Genomic DNA, 19,050 nt, shown 5'->3' with positions numbered 1-19,050 from the left:
GATTAGCCCGATGAAGGGCAATTGCGCGCGGCCGTCGCAGCCTGAGTGATTTGTGCAGCAAGCCGTTTGACGTTGTTCTGTTGCGCAGTCACCAGCTCTTCGATGCTTGGCCCTGAAGGCGTCTGCAACACCGAGCGGCAGGTCAGTAGCGCCGCGTCTTCAGCACCTAGCGGGCGCACTCGCCATTTCACGTCGATCAAGGCGTACTGGCCGGGAATCGAATCGAAGCGCTGCACGTCGATACGCACGGAGGCGCGCTGCTGGCCGACACCGCTGCTCAATTGATCGATCAGCGCGCCGCGCAACTCATCGGCAAGGGTGGCGCTCCACCAATCGGTTTCCAGAATCGCCACGCCGCTGTTGCCCTGGCGAATCACTATCTGCGCGCGATCGACCTGTGGCGGCACGCTGATGCTTTCTATGGCGATGTCGGCGCCGTTGCGGCTGGCACCCGGTTGTGCCGGGGTCAGCGTATGAAAGCTGATCGGGTCGCTACGGCACGCAGTCAGCAGCACGAAGGCAGCGAGCACGGTGATCTTCAACGGTAAAGCCATGGATTCAGCTCCTGTGCTCAATTGCGTGGCGGTCCTTTGAGGTCCAGCGGCGCGGCGTTGTCGGGACGCCCGCGAATCAGCGACTCAGGGTGGCGACCGAGGTAATCCGACAGCTCTCGCAACGAGCGCGACATGCGCCCGAGCTCGTCGAGGGTCTCGGTCAGTTGCTCGCGTTGCGGTGAGTCCTCGGCGAGAGTCGAATTGGCCGACTGCAAGGTCTTGCTGACGTCGGCGAGGGTGCTCTGTACACCCGGCAGAGTCCTGGCGTTGAACTGCTTAAGGCCCTTGCGCAGCTCGACCAGATTGCCGTCGAGGTTGCTGGCGATGCGTTCAACCGGCAGCGCGTTGATCTTGTTCACCATCGCCTCGAGTTTTTCCTGCAATTGTTCGAGGCTGCCGGGAACGGTCGGAATGGTGACCGGCCGTGCCTTGGGGTCGAACGCGACTTTCGGCGCTTTGGGGTAGAAATCCAGCGAAATATACAACTGACCGGTGAGCAGGTTGCCATTGCGGGCCTGGGCGCGCAGGCCATTTTCAATGAACGTGCCGATCAGGCGCGCGCCGGTGGCCTCGTCGTTTTCGTCGCCATGGTAGGTCTTGAGAATCTTCGCGTGGGCACGGCCGAGTCGCTGCGGATAAATGACAATGCCGACATTCACCGGAAAGGTGCGCTTGACCTCGTCGAAGTCGAGATTGACCGCCACCACCCGGCCGATTTCGATACCGAGAAACTCTACGGGCGCATCCACCTTGAGGCCGCGCAACGCCTGATCAAACCGCAGCGCCAGGTATTGCGCCTTGCCGTCGGGCGGGGCGAGGGCGGCGGTCTGGTTGGCAAACAGCTCGAAACTCTTGTCGTCGCTGGCCGGCTTATCGTCGGGGCTGTAGTCCGGGGCGCGGAAAGCGATGCCGCCGACCAGCAGGGTCGACAGCGACTCGGTTTTCACCGCGAAACCGTTGGCGCCGACATTGATGTCGATGCCACTGGCGTTCCAGAAGCGGGTGTTTTCGGTGACGTAGGCGTCGTTCGGCGAATGCACGAAGACTTCGATGTTGACGCCTTTGCCGTCCGGGTCCAGCGCGTAGGACACAACCTGGCCAACCGGAATCTTGCGGTAATAAACGGGGGAGCCGATGTCCAGCGAGCCAAGGTCTGCGGTGTGCAGCGTAAAGCGTTTGCCCGGTTCGCCGTAGGTGATCGGCGGCGGGTTCTCCAGACCTTTGAAGTTTTTTGAGCGGGTATTGGCCTGGCCTATGTCGGCGCCGATGTAATCGCCCGACAGCAGCGTATCGATGCCCGAGACCCCGCCGGCGCCGATACGTGGACGCACCACCCAGAATTGCGAATCCTCGCGGGTGAAGGCTTCGGCCTGCTTGGCCAATTTGATCGTGGCGTTGACGTGTCTATGGTCGTTGGCCAGTTCGACGTCGGAGACATGGCCGATGACCACGTTGCGGTACCGGACTTCGGTCTTGTTCGCGGTCAGGCCATCGCCGGTCTTGAAGGTAACGGTGATGACCGGGCCTTCCTGAAGGATGTTGTGAATCACCAGCGAAATCCCGACCAGCACCGCCACAATCGGCACGATCCATACCAGTGAAATAGCGAAACGGCGGGTTTTGATCGGCGCTTGACCGGGTGCTCGCGGCTCATCGCTGGCTGACGACTTCATCCATGTCCTCCTCATTTAATCGGGCACTGAGCGTCAGGAACGCAAAAGCACTTCATCAATATAGAAGTGCTTGGCGATAGAGCAAATGTGTATAGCTGGCCTAGGACGCGATTGCGGTGCAAGGAGTTGCCGAACACTGCGACCTGATCGTTCCCATGCTCTGCGTGGGAATGCAGCCCGGGACGCTCTGCGTCCCAAGATCGCAGCCTTCGGCAGCTCCTACAGGGGCCAGAGTCGTGGCGGGCTCAGCCGAGCATTTCGCGCAAGCGATACCAGAACATGCCCAGCGCCAGCAGCGGTGAACGCAAGGCCGGGCCACCGGGGAAGGTCATGTGCGGCACGCCGCTGAACACGTCCATGCCCTGGCTGTGCCCGGCATGAATGGCTTCGCCCAACAGTTTCGCGCACCAATGGGTGACGTTGAGGCCATGGCCGGAATAACCCTGCGCGTAAAACACGTTCGGGTGCTGTTTGAGTCGGCCAACCTGGGGGAAGCGATTGGCGGTAATGCCGATCTTGCCGCCCCATTGGTAGTCGATGTGCACATCGGCCAGTTGCGGGAACACCTTGAGCATTTTCGGGCGCATATAGGCGGCGATGTCCGCCGGATCGCGCCCGGAATAATGACAAGCGCCGCCAAACAGCAACCGTCGATCAGACGAGAGTCGGTAATAGTCCAGCCCGACTTTTTGATCGCACAGCGCCAGGTTCTGTGGAATCAACTGCGCGGCGCGAGTTTCGTCCAGCGGCTCGGTGGCAATGATGTAACTGCCAGCGGGCAGAACTTTGCCGCTGAGTTTCGGCTCGAGGTCATCCAGATGCGCGTTGCAACCAAGCACCAGGCTGCCGGCGCGCACTGAACCCGTGGCGCAGCGCACCTCGACGGTCGGGCCATGGAGGATTTCCAGCACCGGACTCTGCTCAAAGATACGCACGCCCAGCGATGCCGCGAGACGCGCCTCACCTTGCACCAGATCAAGCGGATGCAAGTGCCCCGAACCCATGTCGATCAATCCGCCGGCGTACACACCAGCGTCGACCACTTGCTGCCGGATCTGTTCCGGCCCGACCAGCCTCGTTGCGTGGGCATAGTCGAGTTCGGCGAGACTGTCCTGTTCCTGCTTGAACGCGGCGAATTGCGCGGCGGTGTTGGCCAGTTCGCAAAAGCCCCAGCGCAGATCACAGGCGATGGCGTTTTCAATGATGCGCTGGCGCACCAGCTCCACCGAATCGATGCCGGCGCGCTGCAGATAGCGCACGCCGTCCTGGCCAACGTAGCGGGCGAAACCCTCGACTTCATGGCCGATACCGCGAATCAGCTGACCGCCATTGCGCCCGCTGGCGCCCCAGCCGATACGTCGCGCCTCGAGCAACACCACCGACAAACCGCGCTGCGCCAGCTCAATCGCGGTATTGACGCCAGTGAAGCCGCCACCGATTACGCAAACGTCGGCAAGCAAATCACCATCCAGCGCAGGGTAGGGCGTGCTCGCCCGCGCAGAAGCGGCGTAATAAGAGCCGGTGTGTTGTGCGCTGTGCTGATTCATTTGTTCGACTTCACTTTGCTCCACGACCGGGTCATCAGGCGCATGATCGCCTGGGGCGGGGTCGAGGAAATGTAGAGTTTGTCGAGCACCGACTGCGGCGGGTAAACCTCAGGATTGTTGACCAGTTCCTGATCCATGAACGGCTTGGCCGCCGGATTCGGGTTGGCGTAGCCGACGGTGGCGCTGACCTTGGCGATCACCTGCGGATCGAGCAGGTAATTGATGAAGGCGTGCGCCTCTTTGGCGTTGCTCGCGTCGGCTGGGATCGCCAGCAGATCGAACCACAGGTTGGCGCCTTCCTTGGGGATGGCGTAAGCGATATTCACACCGTTCTTGGCTTCCTTGGCGCGGTTGGCCGCCTGGAACACATCGCCGGAGTAACCGAACGCAACGCAGATGTCACCATTGGCCAGGTCGGAAACATACTTGGAAGAATGGAAATAGGTGATGTACGGGCGGATGCTCAGCAGCTTGGCTTCGGCCTTTTTGTAGTCTTCAGGGTTTTCACTGCGCTGGTCCATGCCCATGTAGTTGAGGATGGCCGGGAAGACTTCGTCAGCGGAGTCCATCATCGACACGCCGCACTGGCTGAGCTTCTTCAGATTTTCGGGTTCGAACAGCACGGCCCAGGAATCGATGTGGTCGATGCCGAGCACTTGCTTGACCTTGTCGACGTTATAACCGATGCCGTTGGTGCCCCACAGGTAAGGCACCGAGTGCGCATTGCCGGGATCATTTTTCTCAAGTAATTCAAGCAGTTTCGGGTCCAAGTTCCTCCAGTTTGGTAACTGTGAACGATCGAGCTTCATGAACGCGCCGGCCTTTACCTGGCGGGCGAGGAAATGGTTGGACGGGACTACCACGTCGTATCCGGTGCGACCGGCGAGGAGTTTGCCTTCAAGGGTTTCGTTGGAGTCGAAGACGTCGTAGATCACCTTGATCCCGGTCTTGCTCTGGAAGTCGGCGAGGGTGGTTTCGCCGATGTAGTCGGTCCAGTTGTAAACGCTCACTTGGGGCTCGGCGTGGGCTAGGGCACTGAACAGCACGCTCATTGCGACCGGGAGTACGGATTTCAATAGACGCATATCGACACCTCTTCTTGTAATGATCGTTCCCACGCTCTGCGTGGGAATGCCGCAACGGACGCTCCGCGTTCGGCTTTGGATGGGACGCAGAGCGTCCCGGGATGCGTTCCCACGCGGGAGCATGGGAACGATCAACTGTGCGGCCGTCTTCGCGAGCAGGCTCGCTCCCACAGGGACGGGCTCGCCGTCAGACGCTCAGCAGCAGAAACTCCCGCTCCCACGAGCTGATCACGCGCTTGAAGTTTTCGTGCTCGGCGCGTTTGACCGCGACGTAACCGCGGACGAATTTGCTGCCCAGGTATTCGGCGACTTTCGGGCACTCTTCCATCTGCGTCAGGGCTTCTTCGATGGTGATGGGCAGGCGCAGGTTGCGGCGTTCATAGGCCCGGCCTTCGACCGCCGCGCTAGGCTCGATCTTCTCGACCATGCCGATGTAGCCGCACAGCAGACTCGCGGCAATCGCCAGATACGGGTTGGCGTCGGCGCCGGGCAAGCGGTTTTCCACGCGCATCGATTCAGGCCCCGATGTCGGCACTCGCAGGCCGACCGTGCGGTTCTCTTCGCCCCATTCGACGTTGACCGGTGCCGAGGTGTCCGGCAGGAAGCGGCGGAACGAATTGACGTTCGGCGCGAACATCGGCAGGACTTTCGGGATGTATTTCTGCAAGCCACCGATGTGATGACGGAACAGTTCGCTCATGTTGCCCTCGGCATCGGCGAATATCGGCTGGCCCGTCGCGATCTCGACCACGCTCTGGTGCAGGTGCATGGCGCTGCCAGGCTCGTCGCCGATCGGCTTGGCCATGAACGTCGCGGTGACGTTGTGCTTGAGCGCCGCCTCGCGCAGGGTGCGCTTGAACACGGTGATCTGGTCGGCCAGATCCAGCGCATCGCCATGGCGGAAGTTGATTTCCATCTGCGCCGGGCCGTCTTCGTGGATCAGCGTGTCGAGATCCAGGCCTTGCAGTTCGCACCAGTCGTAGACGTCTTCGAACAGCGGATCGAATTCGTTGGCGGCATCGATCGAGAATGACTGGCGCCCGCTTTCCGCACGGCCCGAACGACCCAGCGGTGCCTTGAGCGGCAGGTCCGGATCTTCACAGCGCTGGGTCAGGTAGAACTCCATTTCCGGCGCGACAATCGGCTTCCAGCCCTTGTCGGTGTAGAGCTGCAGAACTTTCTTCAGCACGTTGCGCGGCGACAGTTCGATCGGGTTGCCAAACTTGTCGAAGGTGTCGTGGATGACGATGGCGGTCGGCTCGATCGCCCACGGGATGACATACACGGCATCGGAAACCGGTTTGCAGACCATGTCGATGTCGGCCGGATCAAGCAGGTCGTAGTAGATGTCGTCGTCGACAAAATCCCCGGTTACCGTTTGCAGCAGCACGCTTTCCGGCAGGCGCATGCCGCGCTCATGCAGAAACTTGTTGGTCGGTGCAATCTTGCCGCGGGCGATGCCGGTCAGGTCGCTGACCACGCATTCGACTTCGGTAATCTTGTGATCTTTCAGCCAGGTGAACAGCTGATCGAAAGGGGCGTTCATAAAGACCTCGTTATTGGTTTTGTAGACGCCGGGGAGGGCGGGTTTCATCTTCCGCCCCTTCCCCTGTGGCGCGTTGGCGACTATCTTGGGCGCGGCTTGCGATTCCATCTATCCACTTTCAGCAGCACCAAAGCGCACCAAAAGAGTGCGCAAGGTCACCCCATGACAACGTGCAATCCGCTTCAGGTTCAAGCGTTCAACACCGCCGACGTGGCTGAGCAAATCCGCGCCACACCGGGCTGGGTCCAGCACTACCAACAGATGTCGCCGGGACATTTCGCCGGGCAGATTCGCTATCTCGACTTGCAGGGCGTCGAGGTTTACGAAGAACAGATGAACACCCGGGTCGAGCAGAATTTCAGTGCGCCATCCGGTGCTCTGGCGTTCTGTTTCGATCGCAGTGACAACGCGCTGTACCTGCTCAACGAAGAGAGCCGCAACATCTGGATCACCCCGGAAAACTATCGGGAAATCGCCGTGGTGTTCGGGGCGGATTTCGTCCGCGAGCACGGCCTGCAAGTGGCCAAGCTCGAAGGGTTGTTCATGGCGCCGCTGAACTGCGGACAGAACGCTTTGTTCAGCGGCTGGTTAAGCTCGATTCTCACGAAGTTGTCGCAAGCTACTGATCTACTTGATAAAGATCGCCTGACTCAACAGTTGCTTGAGGACTGCCTGTTCATCCTTGATAACGCTCACACCAGCCTTGATCGCAGCGGATTGCAGCGGCGCAACAACGAACGCCAAATCATCAAAAGAGTAGGGGAGTGGGCGGCTGATTCGCCGGAAGACACGGTCAATCTGCTCGAACTATCCCACGTCGCCGGCGTACCGCTGCGCCAGTTGCAACAAGCGTTCAAGGCCTACACCGGAATGACCCCGAGTCACTGGTTACGCCTGCGGCGGCTGAACAGTGCGCACCGTGAATTGCTCAAGCGCAGGCCCACGGAAACCACCGTTGCCGAAGTGGCGATGCGCTGGTCGTTCTGGCATCTGGGGCGGTTTTCCAGCAGTTACCGCGCGCTGTTCAAGGAGCTGCCGAGCGAAACGCTCAAGCGCTGAGCAGAAAAAGGCTTTGTGTCCTTCGAGAAGTTAAATAGAATCAGTCTCATTTGAATCTACCTTCGCGCAGGGTCTCTTGAGATGATTGAAGCTACGTCACCGTCGGAGCAGAGCCTGCAGCAGTTGTACCGCGAGCACCGCGGCTGGCTGGAAACCTGGCTGCGCCGACGCATGGGCAATGCGTGGGATGCGGCGGACCTCAGTCAGGACACCTTTCTACGCGTCCTGTGCAACGCGCCGCCACTGGCCGAGTTGCGCGAGCCGCGCGCGTATTTGCTCACCGTCGGCAAACGACTGCTGAGCAATTTCTACACGCGGCGCCATCTGGAAAAAGCCTACCTCGATGCCTTGGCGCAATTGCCGGAAGCGTGCGCGCCGTCGCCGGAACAGCGCTGGTTGCTGCTGGAAACCTTGCAGGCGCTGGATGAGTTGCTCGATGGCTTGCAGCGTGCGGTGCGGCGGGCATTTCTTTGGAGCCAGCTCGAAGGCATCGGCTACCGCGAGATTGCCGAGCGCTTGCAGGTTTCCGAACGCACGGTGAAACGCTACATGGCCCAGGCGTACGAGCATTGCTTGCTGGTGGAGCTGTGATGCGCGTTGCCCCCAGCGATGAAACGCGCGAAGTGGCACGGGCCGCAGCGCAATGGCTGGCACTGCTCGAGTCCGGCGGCGCCAGTGATGAAGATCACGCCCGATTGCAGCATTGGCGCACCAGTGACAGTCGCCACGAGAACGCTTGGCAGAAAATCCAGCAGCTTCGCCAGCGTTTCGCAGGTTTGCCGCCGACACTGGCCATGGCCACGCTGGATCGGCCTGATCCGGCGCGGCGCGCGGCACTCAAGCGTGCACTGGGCGTAGCGGCGCTAGTGCCGGCGGTTTGGTTGATCAGTCGGGAGCTGCCGCTGGAGGTCTGGCGCGCCGATTTGCACACCAGCACCGGCGAGCGGCGCAAAGTGCAGTTGGCCCAGGATTCTTCATTGCAACTCAACATCGACAGCGCGGTGAATGTCGATCTGCCTGCACGTCAGCTGACGCTGATTCGTGGCGAGATGGCGCTCAACGTGGCGGGCGATTCAGCCTTTATCGTCAACGCGCCTTATGGGCGGATGATCGTCAATCACAGCGACATCTCGGTGCGCCTCAATGCGCGCGATTGCCAGGTCTGCGTGTTGCGCGGTTCGGTGCAATTGCGGCCGCTGCACGGCCCGGCGCTGGTATTGCAGCAGGGTCAGCAAGTCAGCCTGCAAGCTTCGGGCGCGGGGGCGGTGACGGCATTCGATGCGTTGATGCCCGGTTGGCGCGACGGTGTGCTGATGGCGCAAAACCAGCCGCTGGGTGATTTCCTTCGCGAGCTGAGTCGCTACCGCTCGGGCGTGCTGCGCTGGGATCCGGCGCTGGAATCGCTGCGCATCACCGGCAGTTTCCGCCTCGACGATACCGATCAAGTGCTGGCACTGCTGGCAGCCAGTTTGCCCGTCGATGTGCACACGCGAACGCGATTTTGGGTGTCACTGGTGCCGCGCGCAGAAAAAACTGGCTGAAGCCTGTCCCTTTTTTTCGCCTCGCTGGTCATTCCACGCAAGTGAACAAAATCGAGAGCTTCTTCCAATGCCCGCAGTATTTCCAGGTCGTTTGCGTCCGTTGTTGCAGTTGAGCCTTTTGCTGAGCCTGAGTGCCAGCCCCGTGTTGATCCAATCGAGCTGGGCCGACGATGGCAGCCGCCGCAGTTATCAGGTCCCGGCCGGTAGTCTGAGTGCGGCGCTGACGCGGTTTGCCGGTCTCGCTGGAGTCAATCTGTCGGTGGATCCGGCGCTGGTCAGCGGCCGTAACAGCAGTGGGTTGTCCGGCGAATTCGGTGTGGAGGAGGGGCTTAGTCGGTTGTTGCTGGGTTCCGGTTTGCAGCTGCAACCGGTCGGCGATCAGGCTTATACGCTGGTGCCCGCAGCGCAAGGCAGCACCTTGCAGCTTGAGCCGACATCGATTCTCGGCGCGAGCGGTTCAGCGGATGCCGATGTATTCGCCGGAGGTCAGGTCGCCCGTCGTGGTTCGCAAGGGCTGTTGGGCTCCAGGGATTTCATGGAAACCCCGTTCAGCATGACCACCTACACCAGCGAAACGGTGAAAAACCAACAGGCGCGCACCCTCGGCGACTTGATCGGCAGCGACCCTTCGGTACGCGCAACCAACCCGGCCGGTGGCCGCTATGAGCAATTCACCATCCGTGGTTTCAGTCTGTTCAACAGTGACGTTGCCTACAACGGCCTCTACGGAATTTTGCCGACGTACACCATTGATATGGAGATGGCCGATCGCGTCGACATCCTCAAAGGCCCGAGCCAATTGATCAACGGGATTTCGCCACGGGGCAGTGTAGGAGGGGGGATCAACGTCGTGCCGAAGCGTGCGACCGACAAGCCGATTACTTCGCTGACGGCCAATTACGCCTCGAACAACCAAGTCGGCGGCGCGGTGGATGTCGGACGGCGTTTTGGTGACGAAAACCAATTCGGTCTGCGCTTCAACGGTGTCAAACAGTCCGGAGATACCGAATGGGATCATCAGAGCGTCGATCGCGACATGGCGGTCCTTGGTCTGGATTTCCGTGGTGAACGCTTGCGACTTTCCACCGATATTGGCCACACCGAACGCGACACCGACGCACCGCAGGAACGCGTGCAAGTCGCGGCCGGTGCCAAGGTGCCGAACGCCAATGATGTGCGCGATAACTACGCGCAACCCTGGAGCCGGGCGCGAACCAAAGACACTTTCGGCACGCTCAACGGCGAGTTCGATGTCAGCGACTCGGTCATGCTGTATGGCGGCGTCGGCGCACGTAAAAGCAATCACGACTTCTTGCGCCACGCGGTTTCGGTGACTAACGATGCCGGTGATTTCAGCATCCAGCCACGAGATTTCACCCGCGACGAAAACGTGCGTACCGCTACCGCTGGGGTGCGCAACTGGTTCCAGACCGGGCCGGTCAGCCACGAAGTGAACCTGGCGGCCAACTACTTTTATATGGACTTCGAAAACGGCGGCGCCCGTTACGCGGCCGGGCGCAGTAATCTCTACGACCCGGTGGAAATCGCCAGACCCGGCACGCCGAATCGCAATGACGCCAAGGTCTACACCGAAAATCGCTTCAGCGGCGTGGCGCTGTCGGACACACTCGGCTTCTTCGACGATCGCCTGTTGCTGACTTTGGGGGCGCGCTGGCAGCGAGTCAAAGTCGATGACTGGAGCGACGGCATCAAGGGCGACACGGCTTACGATGAGGAAAAAGTCTCGCCATCGGGCGGGATTCTGTTCAAGGCGACGGACAAACTTTCGCTGTATGCCAACTACATGGAAGGTCTGAGCCAAGGCAAGATCGCGCCATCGACATCTATCAACGAAGACGAAATCTTCCCGCCATTCATCAGCCGCCAGGTCGAAGTCGGCGCCAAGTACGACGCGGGTGCATACGCGCTGACGGCAGCGGTGTTCCGCATCAAACAGCCTGCCTACGAAACCAATGCGACCACACGAGTCTTCGGCCCGAACGGCAAGCGTGAGAACAACGGCGTAGAACTGAGCGTGTTCGGCGAACCGCTCAAGGGGTTCCGATTGCTCGGCGGTGTGATGTACATCGACAGCGAACTGACCCACACCACCAACGGCACATTCGACGGCAACCGCGCACCGGCGACACCGAAATACAACGTCAACCTCGGCGCGGAGTGGGACGTGCCGAGCGTGCCGGGGCTGACTTTGACCAGCCGTGGTATTTACTCGAGTTCGCAGTATCTGGACCAGTCGAACGACAAGGAAATCGACTCATGGGAACGGTTCGACGTCGGCACACGCTATGCTTTCAAGCTGGACGAGAAGATGATCACCTTGCGCGCCAATGTCGAAAACGTGTTGGATAAACGCTATTGGAGTTCGGCGGGTGCATCGGATGATAGTGAGCCGGGGTTGACGCTTTCGACGCCGCGAACGTATCTGCTGTCGGCGACGGTAGACTTCTAATGGAGGAGGGTAACTGCGTCGATCGTCTTTGAAAATACGTTAACTACACTAAATGACCGTTTAGTTGAGCTAACAAAAATAGTACCTGTTACGGAGAAGGTCATGATTCAGCGCAAGCCGAACGCAACTGACGTGATTACTGCGCTGAATCTACAGCCTCATGTCGAGGGCGGGTATTACCGCAGAACCTATCAAGCCGATCACCGTGACTGCCTCGAAACGCAGCAAGGCCCGCGATATCTGCTGACCTCGATCTACTATCTGCTCACTGAGCAATCGCCGGCGGGCCAGTTTCATTTCAACCAGTCCGACATCCTGCATTATTTCCAGTTGGGCGACGCCATCGAATACAACCTGATCCACGCCGACGGCTCATTGCAAACGCTGGTAATGGGCAGCGATGTTTTGGCTGGTCAGCAACTGCAGTTGCACGTACCGGGTGGAATTTGGAAAGCCTCTCGATTACTGGAAGGCTCAAATGGCTTTGGCTTGATCAGCGAAGCGGTTTCGCCTGGGTTTGATTTCGCAGACATGGAAATCGGTAATCGCGCAAAACTCATGGCACAGTTTCCGCAGCATGGTGCGCTGATTGAAAAGCTGACGCGTGATGATGGATGAGGGCTGTAGATTGGGAAGAATGCAGTTTGTAGGGAAAGCTGGTCTTGAAGCGGCCAACGCAGTTTCAAATCTCCTGGGCGACCACGCTAACCTTGTAATACTTTGTTACGTGTAATGTATATTATGTTAAACCAGATGCTATGTCAGAAATGTTCATGAGGTTCATAAGGTACTGATTCGACAAACCCGCTTCTGACGTCCAATCTCTCAACGGGCCATGTCCTTCGTGTTCATGGCGAGTCCTTGAGTGAGGTGGCCGCCGATGAAGCTGATTCAGTGCCGTTACGCTTCTGGTCAGCGTGTACCGCTGCTTGTGCAGGATGGTCAGGCGGTGCCATTGCCCAAGCTAGTCCCATTCATCTACGTCCAGCTCAAGCTCAGGCATCGTGCATACAACACCGCCGCAGCACACCTGCGTGCGATCCAGGCTTTCTACACCTATGCCAAAACCCGAGATCTGGATATCGATGAGGCCGTCTTGGCCTGTCACTTTGAGGCGATTCTCGCCTTGTTGGATGGTTACGCGATTTGGCTCCAAAGCGGCCGTCAGGCCGATAATCTGGTCGCCCGAATCGGCACAGCTGCAACGGCACCTTTTCCGCAGATCGATCCGCGTACTCGTGACCAGTACCTGCGATTGCTGAAGCAATACCTGTCCTGGTGTGTCACCCGTTACATCCCGCGCGCCCGTCAAAACTCAACCACCTTGGCTAACATCGAGGTGGTATTTGCAGATGTCGCCGACGTCATTGAGCGGCGCTTTGAGAGCCATATCATCAATGCTCGGCCAAACCGCACTTGTTACCGCAGCCTGACAGATACTCAACTCCGGATCATTCGCGCACTAATTCGCCCGGGCGCCACGGAGAATCCGTTTCCGGAACGACTGCAGTTGCGCAATTGGCTAATGATTGAGTTGCTGCTGGAGACCGGTATCCGTCGCGGAGAGCTTCTGAAGCTTTACACCACGGATATCAATCAGGGTTCTCAGCATGCCTATGTCAGCGTCAATGACCGCGAACATGATCCCGGCGACCCGCGCGCGGAAGAACCTGCGCTGAAAACACACGGGCGGACCGTAGGTATCTCGACACAGTTGTATGAGGTCTACGAGCGCTATATTCAGAGCGAGCGACGCCCACTGCGTGACGGAAAACCGATGAAATTGCTGTACCGCTATTTGTTCATTTCTGACCGAGGCCTTCCGCTGTCGATCCGCGCGATGTCTAACATCCTTGATCGGCTGTTTCTGACCATTGAACTGGCTCATCCGGGGTTGTTGTCTACACTTTCCGCGCATGACTTTCGCCACACCTTTGCCGACCGTTTTTTGGCTTACCTGGTCGAGAAGCGTGGGTATGACCTCGAGCGGGCCACGGACGAACTCCGACGAGTCTGCGGTTGGTCTGACACTTCGACGATGCCACGCCGTTATGCAAGTCGTTATCTATCCGAGTCAGCCAACCTCCACAACGCCCAGCGTGCCTCGGCAGCCTGGAGCCGACTCGACAGTTAAGGAAGTTCGCTGTGACCAATTCAGCCGATCAAGAACACGCTTCACCCTCCTCCTCTTTTCCGGCCTACGTGTTCGAGGGCCCGGCTCAGGTTGCGATTCGAACTCGCACTAATGACCAGCCAAGGTACGTCGATACTCGATTGAGCGTTTGGACGTGGTACGACGGCGGAACGGCTATGAAGATAGATTGGGCTGCGCTCCACCTGAATCCTAACCTTATGCAAATCGCCAAAGCGTTCGTGGCCTATGCACTGGAAAAGTATGCACCGGTAACGGCATTCAAAGCATCCGGAGTGTTCGGGCGACTAGCTGAGAGCGATATCTCAGCCAAGTTTCCTTGGACGCGGCTAGAGGTGGTCACGACCATAAGTACTTGGGCGCAATTTCGCGAAAGCACTATTTTTTTTAGAACGTTTTATCGCTGGGGCCTTAATCGAGGAGTATTGGGCTTTGACAAAGAAACATATCTAGCACTTAAAGAAATCAAGACGAGCCGCCTTGATCCGTACGAACGTATATTTCTATCACAGTCCGGTTTAGCACCTGATGAAGAGATCAGGCTACTGCAGCGAATTGAGCGCGATATCCAGACCAAAGACTGGAGTGAAGCTCAGCTCAACATGATGCTCCACTTAAGTTTCGAATTAGGCCCGCGTTCGATTCAATTCCATTCGCTTGACATTGCGGATTTTGAGTTCATCGAAAGCGCTGATCATGAAAGGTACTACACCCTCTGGCTACCCATGGCCAAAAAGGTTGGTCAACGCAGACCTGAGCGACGGCCCCGCAAAATAACAACCCGGCTGGGGGAGAAAATCTCGCAGCATGTTGCGGAAATGCGACGCCGCTTTGGCGGCGACTGCGAGCCCTTGTTAGTAAGTCCTAACGGAAGACGCATGTCTGTAACCGAAATCGGTGTAAGCCTCAAACACGAGCTATGTAAAGCTGGGATAAACAAGCCCAACCAGGTAACCATGTTGTTGCGTCATCACCTCGGGCAAGGTTTGGCGGACCAAGGAACTCCGGCAGACATGATTGCCGAACTGCTCGGGCACAACAGCACGGTTGCGGCGCGTGCTTACGTGACGGCAACCCCCAACATTGCCCGCATCAAAGAAAAAGCACTGGGTAAGAGCCCGGCCTATCAACGCATCATGCGCAGCTTATTAACTGGGGAAATCGTCCAACGCCGCGATACTGTGCCGGAAAGAGCCATCCGCGGCGTTATCGATACGCAATACATCGGGGACATTGGTGCCTGCGCCCTCCCAGTTCATACCCACTGCCCCTACAATCCCGTCTACGCCTGCTACACCTGCAAGAAATTTCACCCCTTTGCTGACGGCCGCCATGAGCAGGTGAAAGAGGCGTTGCAACGGGAAGCGCAACGGTTCATTGACATGGCAGAACAAGCCGGGGACCTCATTCACAACCGGCCCCTCGCCCAACATCAGACAACCATCCTGGCAGTAAGCGCTACGATCGAACGCTGCCGGCTGCACACGGAGGATGCCGCAGATGACGCTGTCTAGGTCAAGGCAGAGCCTCGAAGGCTTCATTGCACAGGAACAAAAGATTTTTCAGTCGTTGCCAATTTCAACGCCGTGGGCGTCACCGGTATGGGACGTCGGAAGTTGGTTACCACAACGGGATAACCAACATGCTCTTACATTCGAAACGCATCGACAAGCTCTCGAGAAGACAGGCTATTCCGCCCCGCCTAAAGGACCACTCCCCTTCACTTTCCAAGATTTTAGCAAAGCCTTGATTGTGTATTTGCAACGCACCCGGAATCTGAAGTTTTCGATGGCGGCTGCATATAATATTGCCGTACGCCGGCTTTACAATCCCTTGTTTGAGCGCGGCGTATCCGACCCCACACAGTTGACGCGAGGCGATTTTGATCGCGTCGTGGGATTTCTCCGCGAAAGTGGTTACAAGAATCTCTACGACGCGATCTCTCATCTTCAAGTAGTAGCGGATACGATTGATAGTTTGCAATTAACCGAGATCGCCATACACTTTGAGCATGATGCAAAACCAGAAAAACGCCGACACGATTACATTTCATTGCACGATCCAGATCGTGCGGTAAAACAACGTAAATCTGATGATAGGTTGCCTTCTCGCGAGGCTATGGAAGCTTATGCCTTATGTTCAAACAACCCGATAAGTGAGAGCGAAGAAATCTTGCTGCGTGTTATCGATTTATTAATTGCGACTGGGCAACGTGGTAATGAGGTAGCAGTAATTCCCTATGACTGTTGGGTCGAGAGACCGATCAAAGGGGCGACAGGTGAGGTGGTTGTAGATGCCAATGGCAGACCTCTGGTCGAATGCGGGATCAGGTACTTTGCGGAAAAGCAGTTTCAATCCCGTGTTCATTGGTTCGCAGAAAGCGACGTTCCTTTAGCCAGGCGTGCGGTCGAACGATTGAGGGTGCTGACGCAAGAGCAACGGGGAATCGCGAGGTGGCAAGAGACCCATCCTGGCCGTCTCTGGGATTACTCTCCGCAGACTGCAATGTCAGAGAATGAAGTTCTGCGTTGGCTCGGATTTAGCCAGGGCCGAGACACCGCTAGAAATCTATACATGTACTTTTTACGAAACGAAATTCATCCCTGCGACCAGATCAAGGATCGAGGGAAGGCGATCAAACGCAGATACTTGGCTGGCGATATTGAGCGTTTTCTTGTTCCCAAACTTCGCGATCATGCAGCGCTTACTGAAAATGTTGGAGGCAAACTATGTGTTGTCCTAAAAACCAGCGAAACATTAGCCATCGCGTTTGATGGTCAATTCCGCCTCGGTGGGCGGGAAGCAAATGTGTTTCGAGTAATCCCGCGTCGAGTGACACTCTTGGACATTAACCGCGCGTTGGGGAACGATGAAAAATATCCATCCATTTTTTCACGCCGATCATTAACAGAATCTAACGGCGCGCCTATTCGACTGACTAGCCACCAACCTCGACACTGGCGAAACACTATTTATCATCTGACCGGTATGAGTGATGTTCAGCAAGCATTGGCCTTAGGGCGAAAACGCCTCGACCAGAATGTCTACTACCAACACACAAGCATTGAGGAAAACACTGCTGCGCATCACGAGTTCTTGGCGTTCAATAGCCATCACGAGCGCATCGATTTTCTGCATACAGGCATAAGAGATAAACGCATTCAGGGCGCGTTAACCGACAGTTACCATGCGTTGCTGTCAGATAAAGGCACGACAACTGCAGAAGCATTCCTCACCGTACACGCCACGGCGCTACACGTAACACCCTTCGGAGGTTGCATTCACGATTTCTCCCAAGCGCCCTGCCCTAAGCATCTTCAGTGCTGGAACGGCTGCTCGCATCTCCATCTGATGGGCACTCCATCCGAGCGCGCCAACCTTGAGAAACAAGCCGAGAATTTGACGACGGCAATCACCATCATGCGCGATGCCGGCGCCGGAGAGGCAGGTAGCGATGTATGGCTGATGGACCAGGAAGACAAGCTCAACAATTTAAAATCCGTCCTCGCACGCGATACCAATGTAGGTGTGCAACGCGTATTTCCGAATGGGCATCCAATGACGATTGCGGACACGGACAAACGGCACAGCTCTGTTTCAGATGATTAGAGGCGACCATGGCTCATCGACAGACCTTGAGAGGCGGGACCTTGGATGAGGCGATCGACGCCCTCCTCGCCCAAATGATTAGCTTAGGACTAGAGAACGCGCCTATTTCGCGCCCCGAAGTGCAGCGTCGATTGGGTCTGACTAGCCGAGCTACCTTAGTGGGGGACCGTGGGATGCGAATCGAGTCCGCCCGTATCGCACAACTCAAGGAGAGTGGGAGAGATCCAGACGGTGCCCGCCGCCGAAGAAGCCTCGAAGAACGTATTGCTAATCTGCAGGCGGAGAATGCCGACTTGATAAAGCAGCGAGACCAGCTCTTTGAAGCACTGTCGGCAATTGCGCACAACTGTCTGCTGAAAGGATTGGATGTCGAAAACATACTGACTCCGTTGCGGAAACGGTAAGTGGCAGAAAGGTTGCCAACGCCGCCAACTGACTCGGCGGGCAGGCTAGATTGCCTAATCGCTAGCGCGTCGAAGATGCCGTTAACCGTTCGAGCGTGTTGGTCTCATGCTTGCCGAGATGCCGGTGTAGCCGAAAAAATGATACGAGGATTTTGCAAATCGGATGTGCTGGACCCCAAGGCCTCAGTGTAGGTATGCCCTCCCTCCAGGCTATACACGTAGGCCGCCTCCTCACTGGTGTTATCCACCATTTCGCGCACCTCTAACAGCCTCTCCATCTTCCACCCGTCACTTCCGTTCAGATAAGCCGGTGAAACCAACTGCACATCCAACAGCCAGATGCCTGCTCCCTGTTCGTTAAGTAGCTTCTCAAGCGCTGAAACGCTGGCAAGCATAACCATACTAGTCAACGCTTCACCGCCTTGTTGTCGCCCTACTCTGACGTAAAACCAGGGACAATGAGTGGTCTGCTCAACGTACTGCCAGTACTGGGTAGAGTCATCACCCAGGTATGCGCCGAGGAAAATCTCTGCTGGTTTGTGAGTGATGAACATAGCTCCACCCCAAAAGTGAACACTATAGATTGTAGCTCTATAGAGCTCGCGAAGGCTTCATCGTTCCTTTTGCGAGGTCGGCAATATGGAACTGAAACAGGCATTTGGTGCGGCCCTGAAAAAGCTGAGATCGGAAAGGAAGCTTTCCCAAGAAGATTTCTCCGACGTGAGTAGTCGGACCTATCTCAGCACCTTAGAGCGCGGTCTGAAGAGCCCTACGATTGAGAAGGTAGACGAACTGGCATCGGTATTGGACGTTCATCCGCTGACCATACTCGTAGGCTGTTATCTGCTTCAGGATCAGCCGACTTCCCTTGAGAAGCTGTTTTCCCGTATCCGAGCGGAGCTATCAACCGAAATCGAAGGGTTATCTGAGGACTAAGGGGCGACTAGCTTGTGCTAATATCCCAACTGAACTGAAGGCGGAATCCGCAACCATGAAGCAACCTATTCAGTCAGAAAGCAGCCTCAGTGAAATTTTAGAGGGGAAGCGGAAACGTCGCGATGCGTTGATGCTTGCTCTTAGCCTCGCGTCACCCTCGGAGCTTGAAGGATCCGCTCAGCGCTTGAGAGAAGTGATGAGAAAACCGGCTGAATCAAGGCGTCAACGAATTCTCCCCCCGAAATTTTCCCTCTGAGCAAAAAGTGCGGCTCCTCTCTTCTTGAAGAATTTGCGCACGCTGATTGCTCCTCTAAGGTTCTAAAACTCAGAGTGCTTAAGAATCCAAAGCTGACTCATAAAGCTTGTTCTGTAGATCTGGGATAGATGACCTGACAAAATGCCACTGTTCGATAAGCAAGCTACTTATCCTATTCCAAGGAGAGGAATGATGTACGGCCCGCCCCTTCACACATT

The 19,050-nt window shown here is 57.2% G+C and carries 15 protein-coding genes; 9 read left to right on the top strand and 6 right to left on the bottom strand.

The genetic code is table 11. The features are described 5' to 3' along the window. Window positions 1–2: 2 nt before the first annotated feature. From AB4N47_RS10000 to AB4N47_RS09980, 5 genes are all read right to left on the bottom strand, one after another. On the bottom strand, window positions 3–554 hold the full coding sequence (locus tag AB4N47_RS10000) for a PqiC family protein (RefSeq protein ID WP_024012957.1): 552 nt from the start codon (window positions 552–554) through the stop codon (window positions 3–5). 17 nt (window positions 555–571) lie between these two features. Next, window positions 572–2,227 (bottom strand): PqiB family protein, encoded by a 1,656-nt coding sequence (locus tag AB4N47_RS09995; RefSeq protein ID WP_123442487.1) that lies wholly within the window; start codon window positions 2,225–2,227, stop codon window positions 572–574. Between the two features lie 245 nt (window positions 2,228–2,472). Further along, window positions 2,473–3,774 carry an NAD(P)/FAD-dependent oxidoreductase gene (locus tag AB4N47_RS09990; protein WP_460154496.1) on the bottom strand — a complete coding sequence of 434 codons (1,302 nt, stop codon included), beginning with the start codon at window positions 3,772–3,774 and terminating at the stop codon, window positions 2,473–2,475. Beyond that, entirely contained in the window at window positions 3,771–4,859 is a 1,089-nt protein-coding gene (locus tag AB4N47_RS09985; protein WP_460154495.1) for a polyamine ABC transporter substrate-binding protein, read from the bottom strand. The genes AB4N47_RS09990 and AB4N47_RS09985 overlap by 4 nt, the downstream gene beginning before the upstream one ends. Before the next feature lie 187 nt (window positions 4,860–5,046). Continuing rightward, on the bottom strand, window positions 5,047–6,405 hold the full coding sequence (locus tag AB4N47_RS09980) for a glutamine synthetase family protein (protein ID WP_016774729.1): 1,359 nt from the start codon (window positions 6,403–6,405) through the stop codon (window positions 5,047–5,049). Between the two features lie 162 nt (window positions 6,406–6,567). On the opposite strand from AB4N47_RS09980, the gene AB4N47_RS09975 reads away from it, so the two are divergent. The 8 genes from AB4N47_RS09975 (at window position 6,568) to AB4N47_RS09940 (ending at window position 17,236) form a co-directional block, all read left to right on the top strand. After that, window positions 6,568–7,464, top strand: a complete 897-nt coding sequence (locus tag AB4N47_RS09975; RefSeq protein ID WP_341637527.1) for a helix-turn-helix domain-containing protein — start codon at window positions 6,568–6,570, stop codon at window positions 7,462–7,464. Between the two features lie 81 nt (window positions 7,465–7,545). Beyond that, window positions 7,546–8,055 carry a sigma-70 family RNA polymerase sigma factor gene (locus AB4N47_RS09970; RefSeq protein WP_341637526.1) on the top strand — a complete coding sequence of 170 codons (510 nt, stop codon included), beginning with the start codon at window positions 7,546–7,548 and terminating at the stop codon, window positions 8,053–8,055. Continuing rightward, window positions 8,055–9,005, top strand: a complete 951-nt coding sequence (locus AB4N47_RS09965; RefSeq protein ID WP_341637525.1) for a FecR family protein — start codon at window positions 8,055–8,057, stop codon at window positions 9,003–9,005. The genes AB4N47_RS09970 and AB4N47_RS09965 overlap by 1 nt, the downstream gene beginning before the upstream one ends. A gap of 67 nt (window positions 9,006–9,072) precedes the next feature. Continuing rightward, window positions 9,073–11,475 (top strand): TonB-dependent receptor, encoded by a 2,403-nt coding sequence (locus AB4N47_RS09960; RefSeq protein WP_341637524.1) that lies wholly within the window; start codon window positions 9,073–9,075, stop codon window positions 11,473–11,475. Between the two features lie 102 nt (window positions 11,476–11,577). Beyond that, complete coding sequence (locus AB4N47_RS09955; protein WP_341637523.1) at window positions 11,578–12,093, top strand: cupin domain-containing protein; 516 nt, start codon at window positions 11,578–11,580, stop codon at window positions 12,091–12,093. A 262-nt stretch (window positions 12,094–12,355) separates the two neighbouring features. Beyond that, window positions 12,356–13,609, top strand: a complete 1,254-nt coding sequence (locus AB4N47_RS09950) for a tyrosine-type recombinase/integrase (protein WP_460154494.1) — start codon at window positions 12,356–12,358, stop codon at window positions 13,607–13,609. Window positions 13,610–13,620: 11 nt separating this feature from the next. Next, the gene (locus tag AB4N47_RS09945) at window positions 13,621–15,141 is read left to right on the top strand and encodes a tyrosine-type recombinase/integrase (RefSeq protein WP_460154493.1); all 1,521 of its coding nucleotides are present in this window, start codon (window positions 13,621–13,623) and stop codon (window positions 15,139–15,141) included. Then, the gene (locus AB4N47_RS09940) at window positions 15,128–17,236 is read left to right on the top strand and encodes a hypothetical protein (RefSeq protein WP_460154492.1); all 2,109 of its coding nucleotides are present in this window, start codon (window positions 15,128–15,130) and stop codon (window positions 17,234–17,236) included. The genes AB4N47_RS09945 and AB4N47_RS09940 overlap by 14 nt, the downstream gene beginning before the upstream one ends. Window positions 17,237–17,744: 508 nt before the next feature. Here the strand turns inward: AB4N47_RS09940 and AB4N47_RS09935 are convergent. Then, the gene (locus AB4N47_RS09935) at window positions 17,745–18,194 is read right to left on the bottom strand and encodes a hypothetical protein (protein ID WP_198719732.1); all 450 of its coding nucleotides are present in this window, start codon (window positions 18,192–18,194) and stop codon (window positions 17,745–17,747) included. Between the two features lie 85 nt (window positions 18,195–18,279). Between AB4N47_RS09935 and AB4N47_RS09930 the strand changes: the two genes are divergently transcribed. Next, window positions 18,280–18,576, top strand: coding sequence for a helix-turn-helix domain-containing protein (locus AB4N47_RS09930; RefSeq protein ID WP_046036377.1), 297 nt, complete (start codon window positions 18,280–18,282; stop codon window positions 18,574–18,576). Window positions 18,577–19,050: the final 474 nt, after the last annotated feature.

This window comes from Pseudomonas sp. S3_G06, from assembly GCF_054667565.1.
Note: the sequence above shows the minus strand (reverse complement) of the source record. Positions and strands in the feature narration are given on the sequence as shown.

Excerpts from the sequence above, each read along its gene's own strand:
- AB4N47_RS09985 (WP_460154495.1), bottom strand. The coding sequence starts at position 4,859 with ATGCGTCTATTGAAATCCGTACTCCCGGTCGCAATGAGCGTGCTGTTC.
- AB4N47_RS09950 (WP_460154494.1), top strand. The coding sequence starts at position 12,356 with ATGAAGCTGATTCAGTGCCGTTACGCTTCTGGTCAGCGTGTACCGCTG.
- AB4N47_RS09995 (WP_123442487.1), bottom strand. The coding sequence starts at position 2,227 with ATGAAGTCGTCAGCCAGCGATGAGCCGCGAGCACCCGGTCAAGCGCCG.
- AB4N47_RS09940 (WP_460154492.1), top strand. The coding sequence starts at position 15,128 with ATGACGCTGTCTAGGTCAAGGCAGAGCCTCGAAGGCTTCATTGCACAG.
- AB4N47_RS09960 (WP_341637524.1), top strand. The coding sequence starts at position 9,073 with ATGCCCGCAGTATTTCCAGGTCGTTTGCGTCCGTTGTTGCAGTTGAGC.
- AB4N47_RS09970 (WP_341637526.1), top strand. The coding sequence starts at position 7,546 with ATGATTGAAGCTACGTCACCGTCGGAGCAGAGCCTGCAGCAGTTGTAC.
- AB4N47_RS09990 (WP_460154496.1), bottom strand. The coding sequence starts at position 3,774 with ATGAATCAGCACAGCGCACAACACACCGGCTCTTATTACGCCGCTTCT.
- AB4N47_RS09965 (WP_341637525.1), top strand. The coding sequence starts at position 8,055 with ATGCGCGTTGCCCCCAGCGATGAAACGCGCGAAGTGGCACGGGCCGCA.
- AB4N47_RS09980 (WP_016774729.1), bottom strand. The coding sequence starts at position 6,405 with ATGAACGCCCCTTTCGATCAGCTGTTCACCTGGCTGAAAGATCACAAG.
- AB4N47_RS09975 (WP_341637527.1), top strand. The coding sequence starts at position 6,568 with ATGACAACGTGCAATCCGCTTCAGGTTCAAGCGTTCAACACCGCCGAC.
- AB4N47_RS10000 (WP_024012957.1), bottom strand. The coding sequence starts at position 554 with ATGGCTTTACCGTTGAAGATCACCGTGCTCGCTGCCTTCGTGCTGCTG.
- AB4N47_RS09935 (WP_198719732.1), bottom strand. The coding sequence starts at position 18,194 with ATGTTCATCACTCACAAACCAGCAGAGATTTTCCTCGGCGCATACCTG.
- AB4N47_RS09930 (WP_046036377.1), top strand. The coding sequence starts at position 18,280 with ATGGAACTGAAACAGGCATTTGGTGCGGCCCTGAAAAAGCTGAGATCG.
- AB4N47_RS09955 (WP_341637523.1), top strand. The coding sequence starts at position 11,578 with ATGATTCAGCGCAAGCCGAACGCAACTGACGTGATTACTGCGCTGAAT.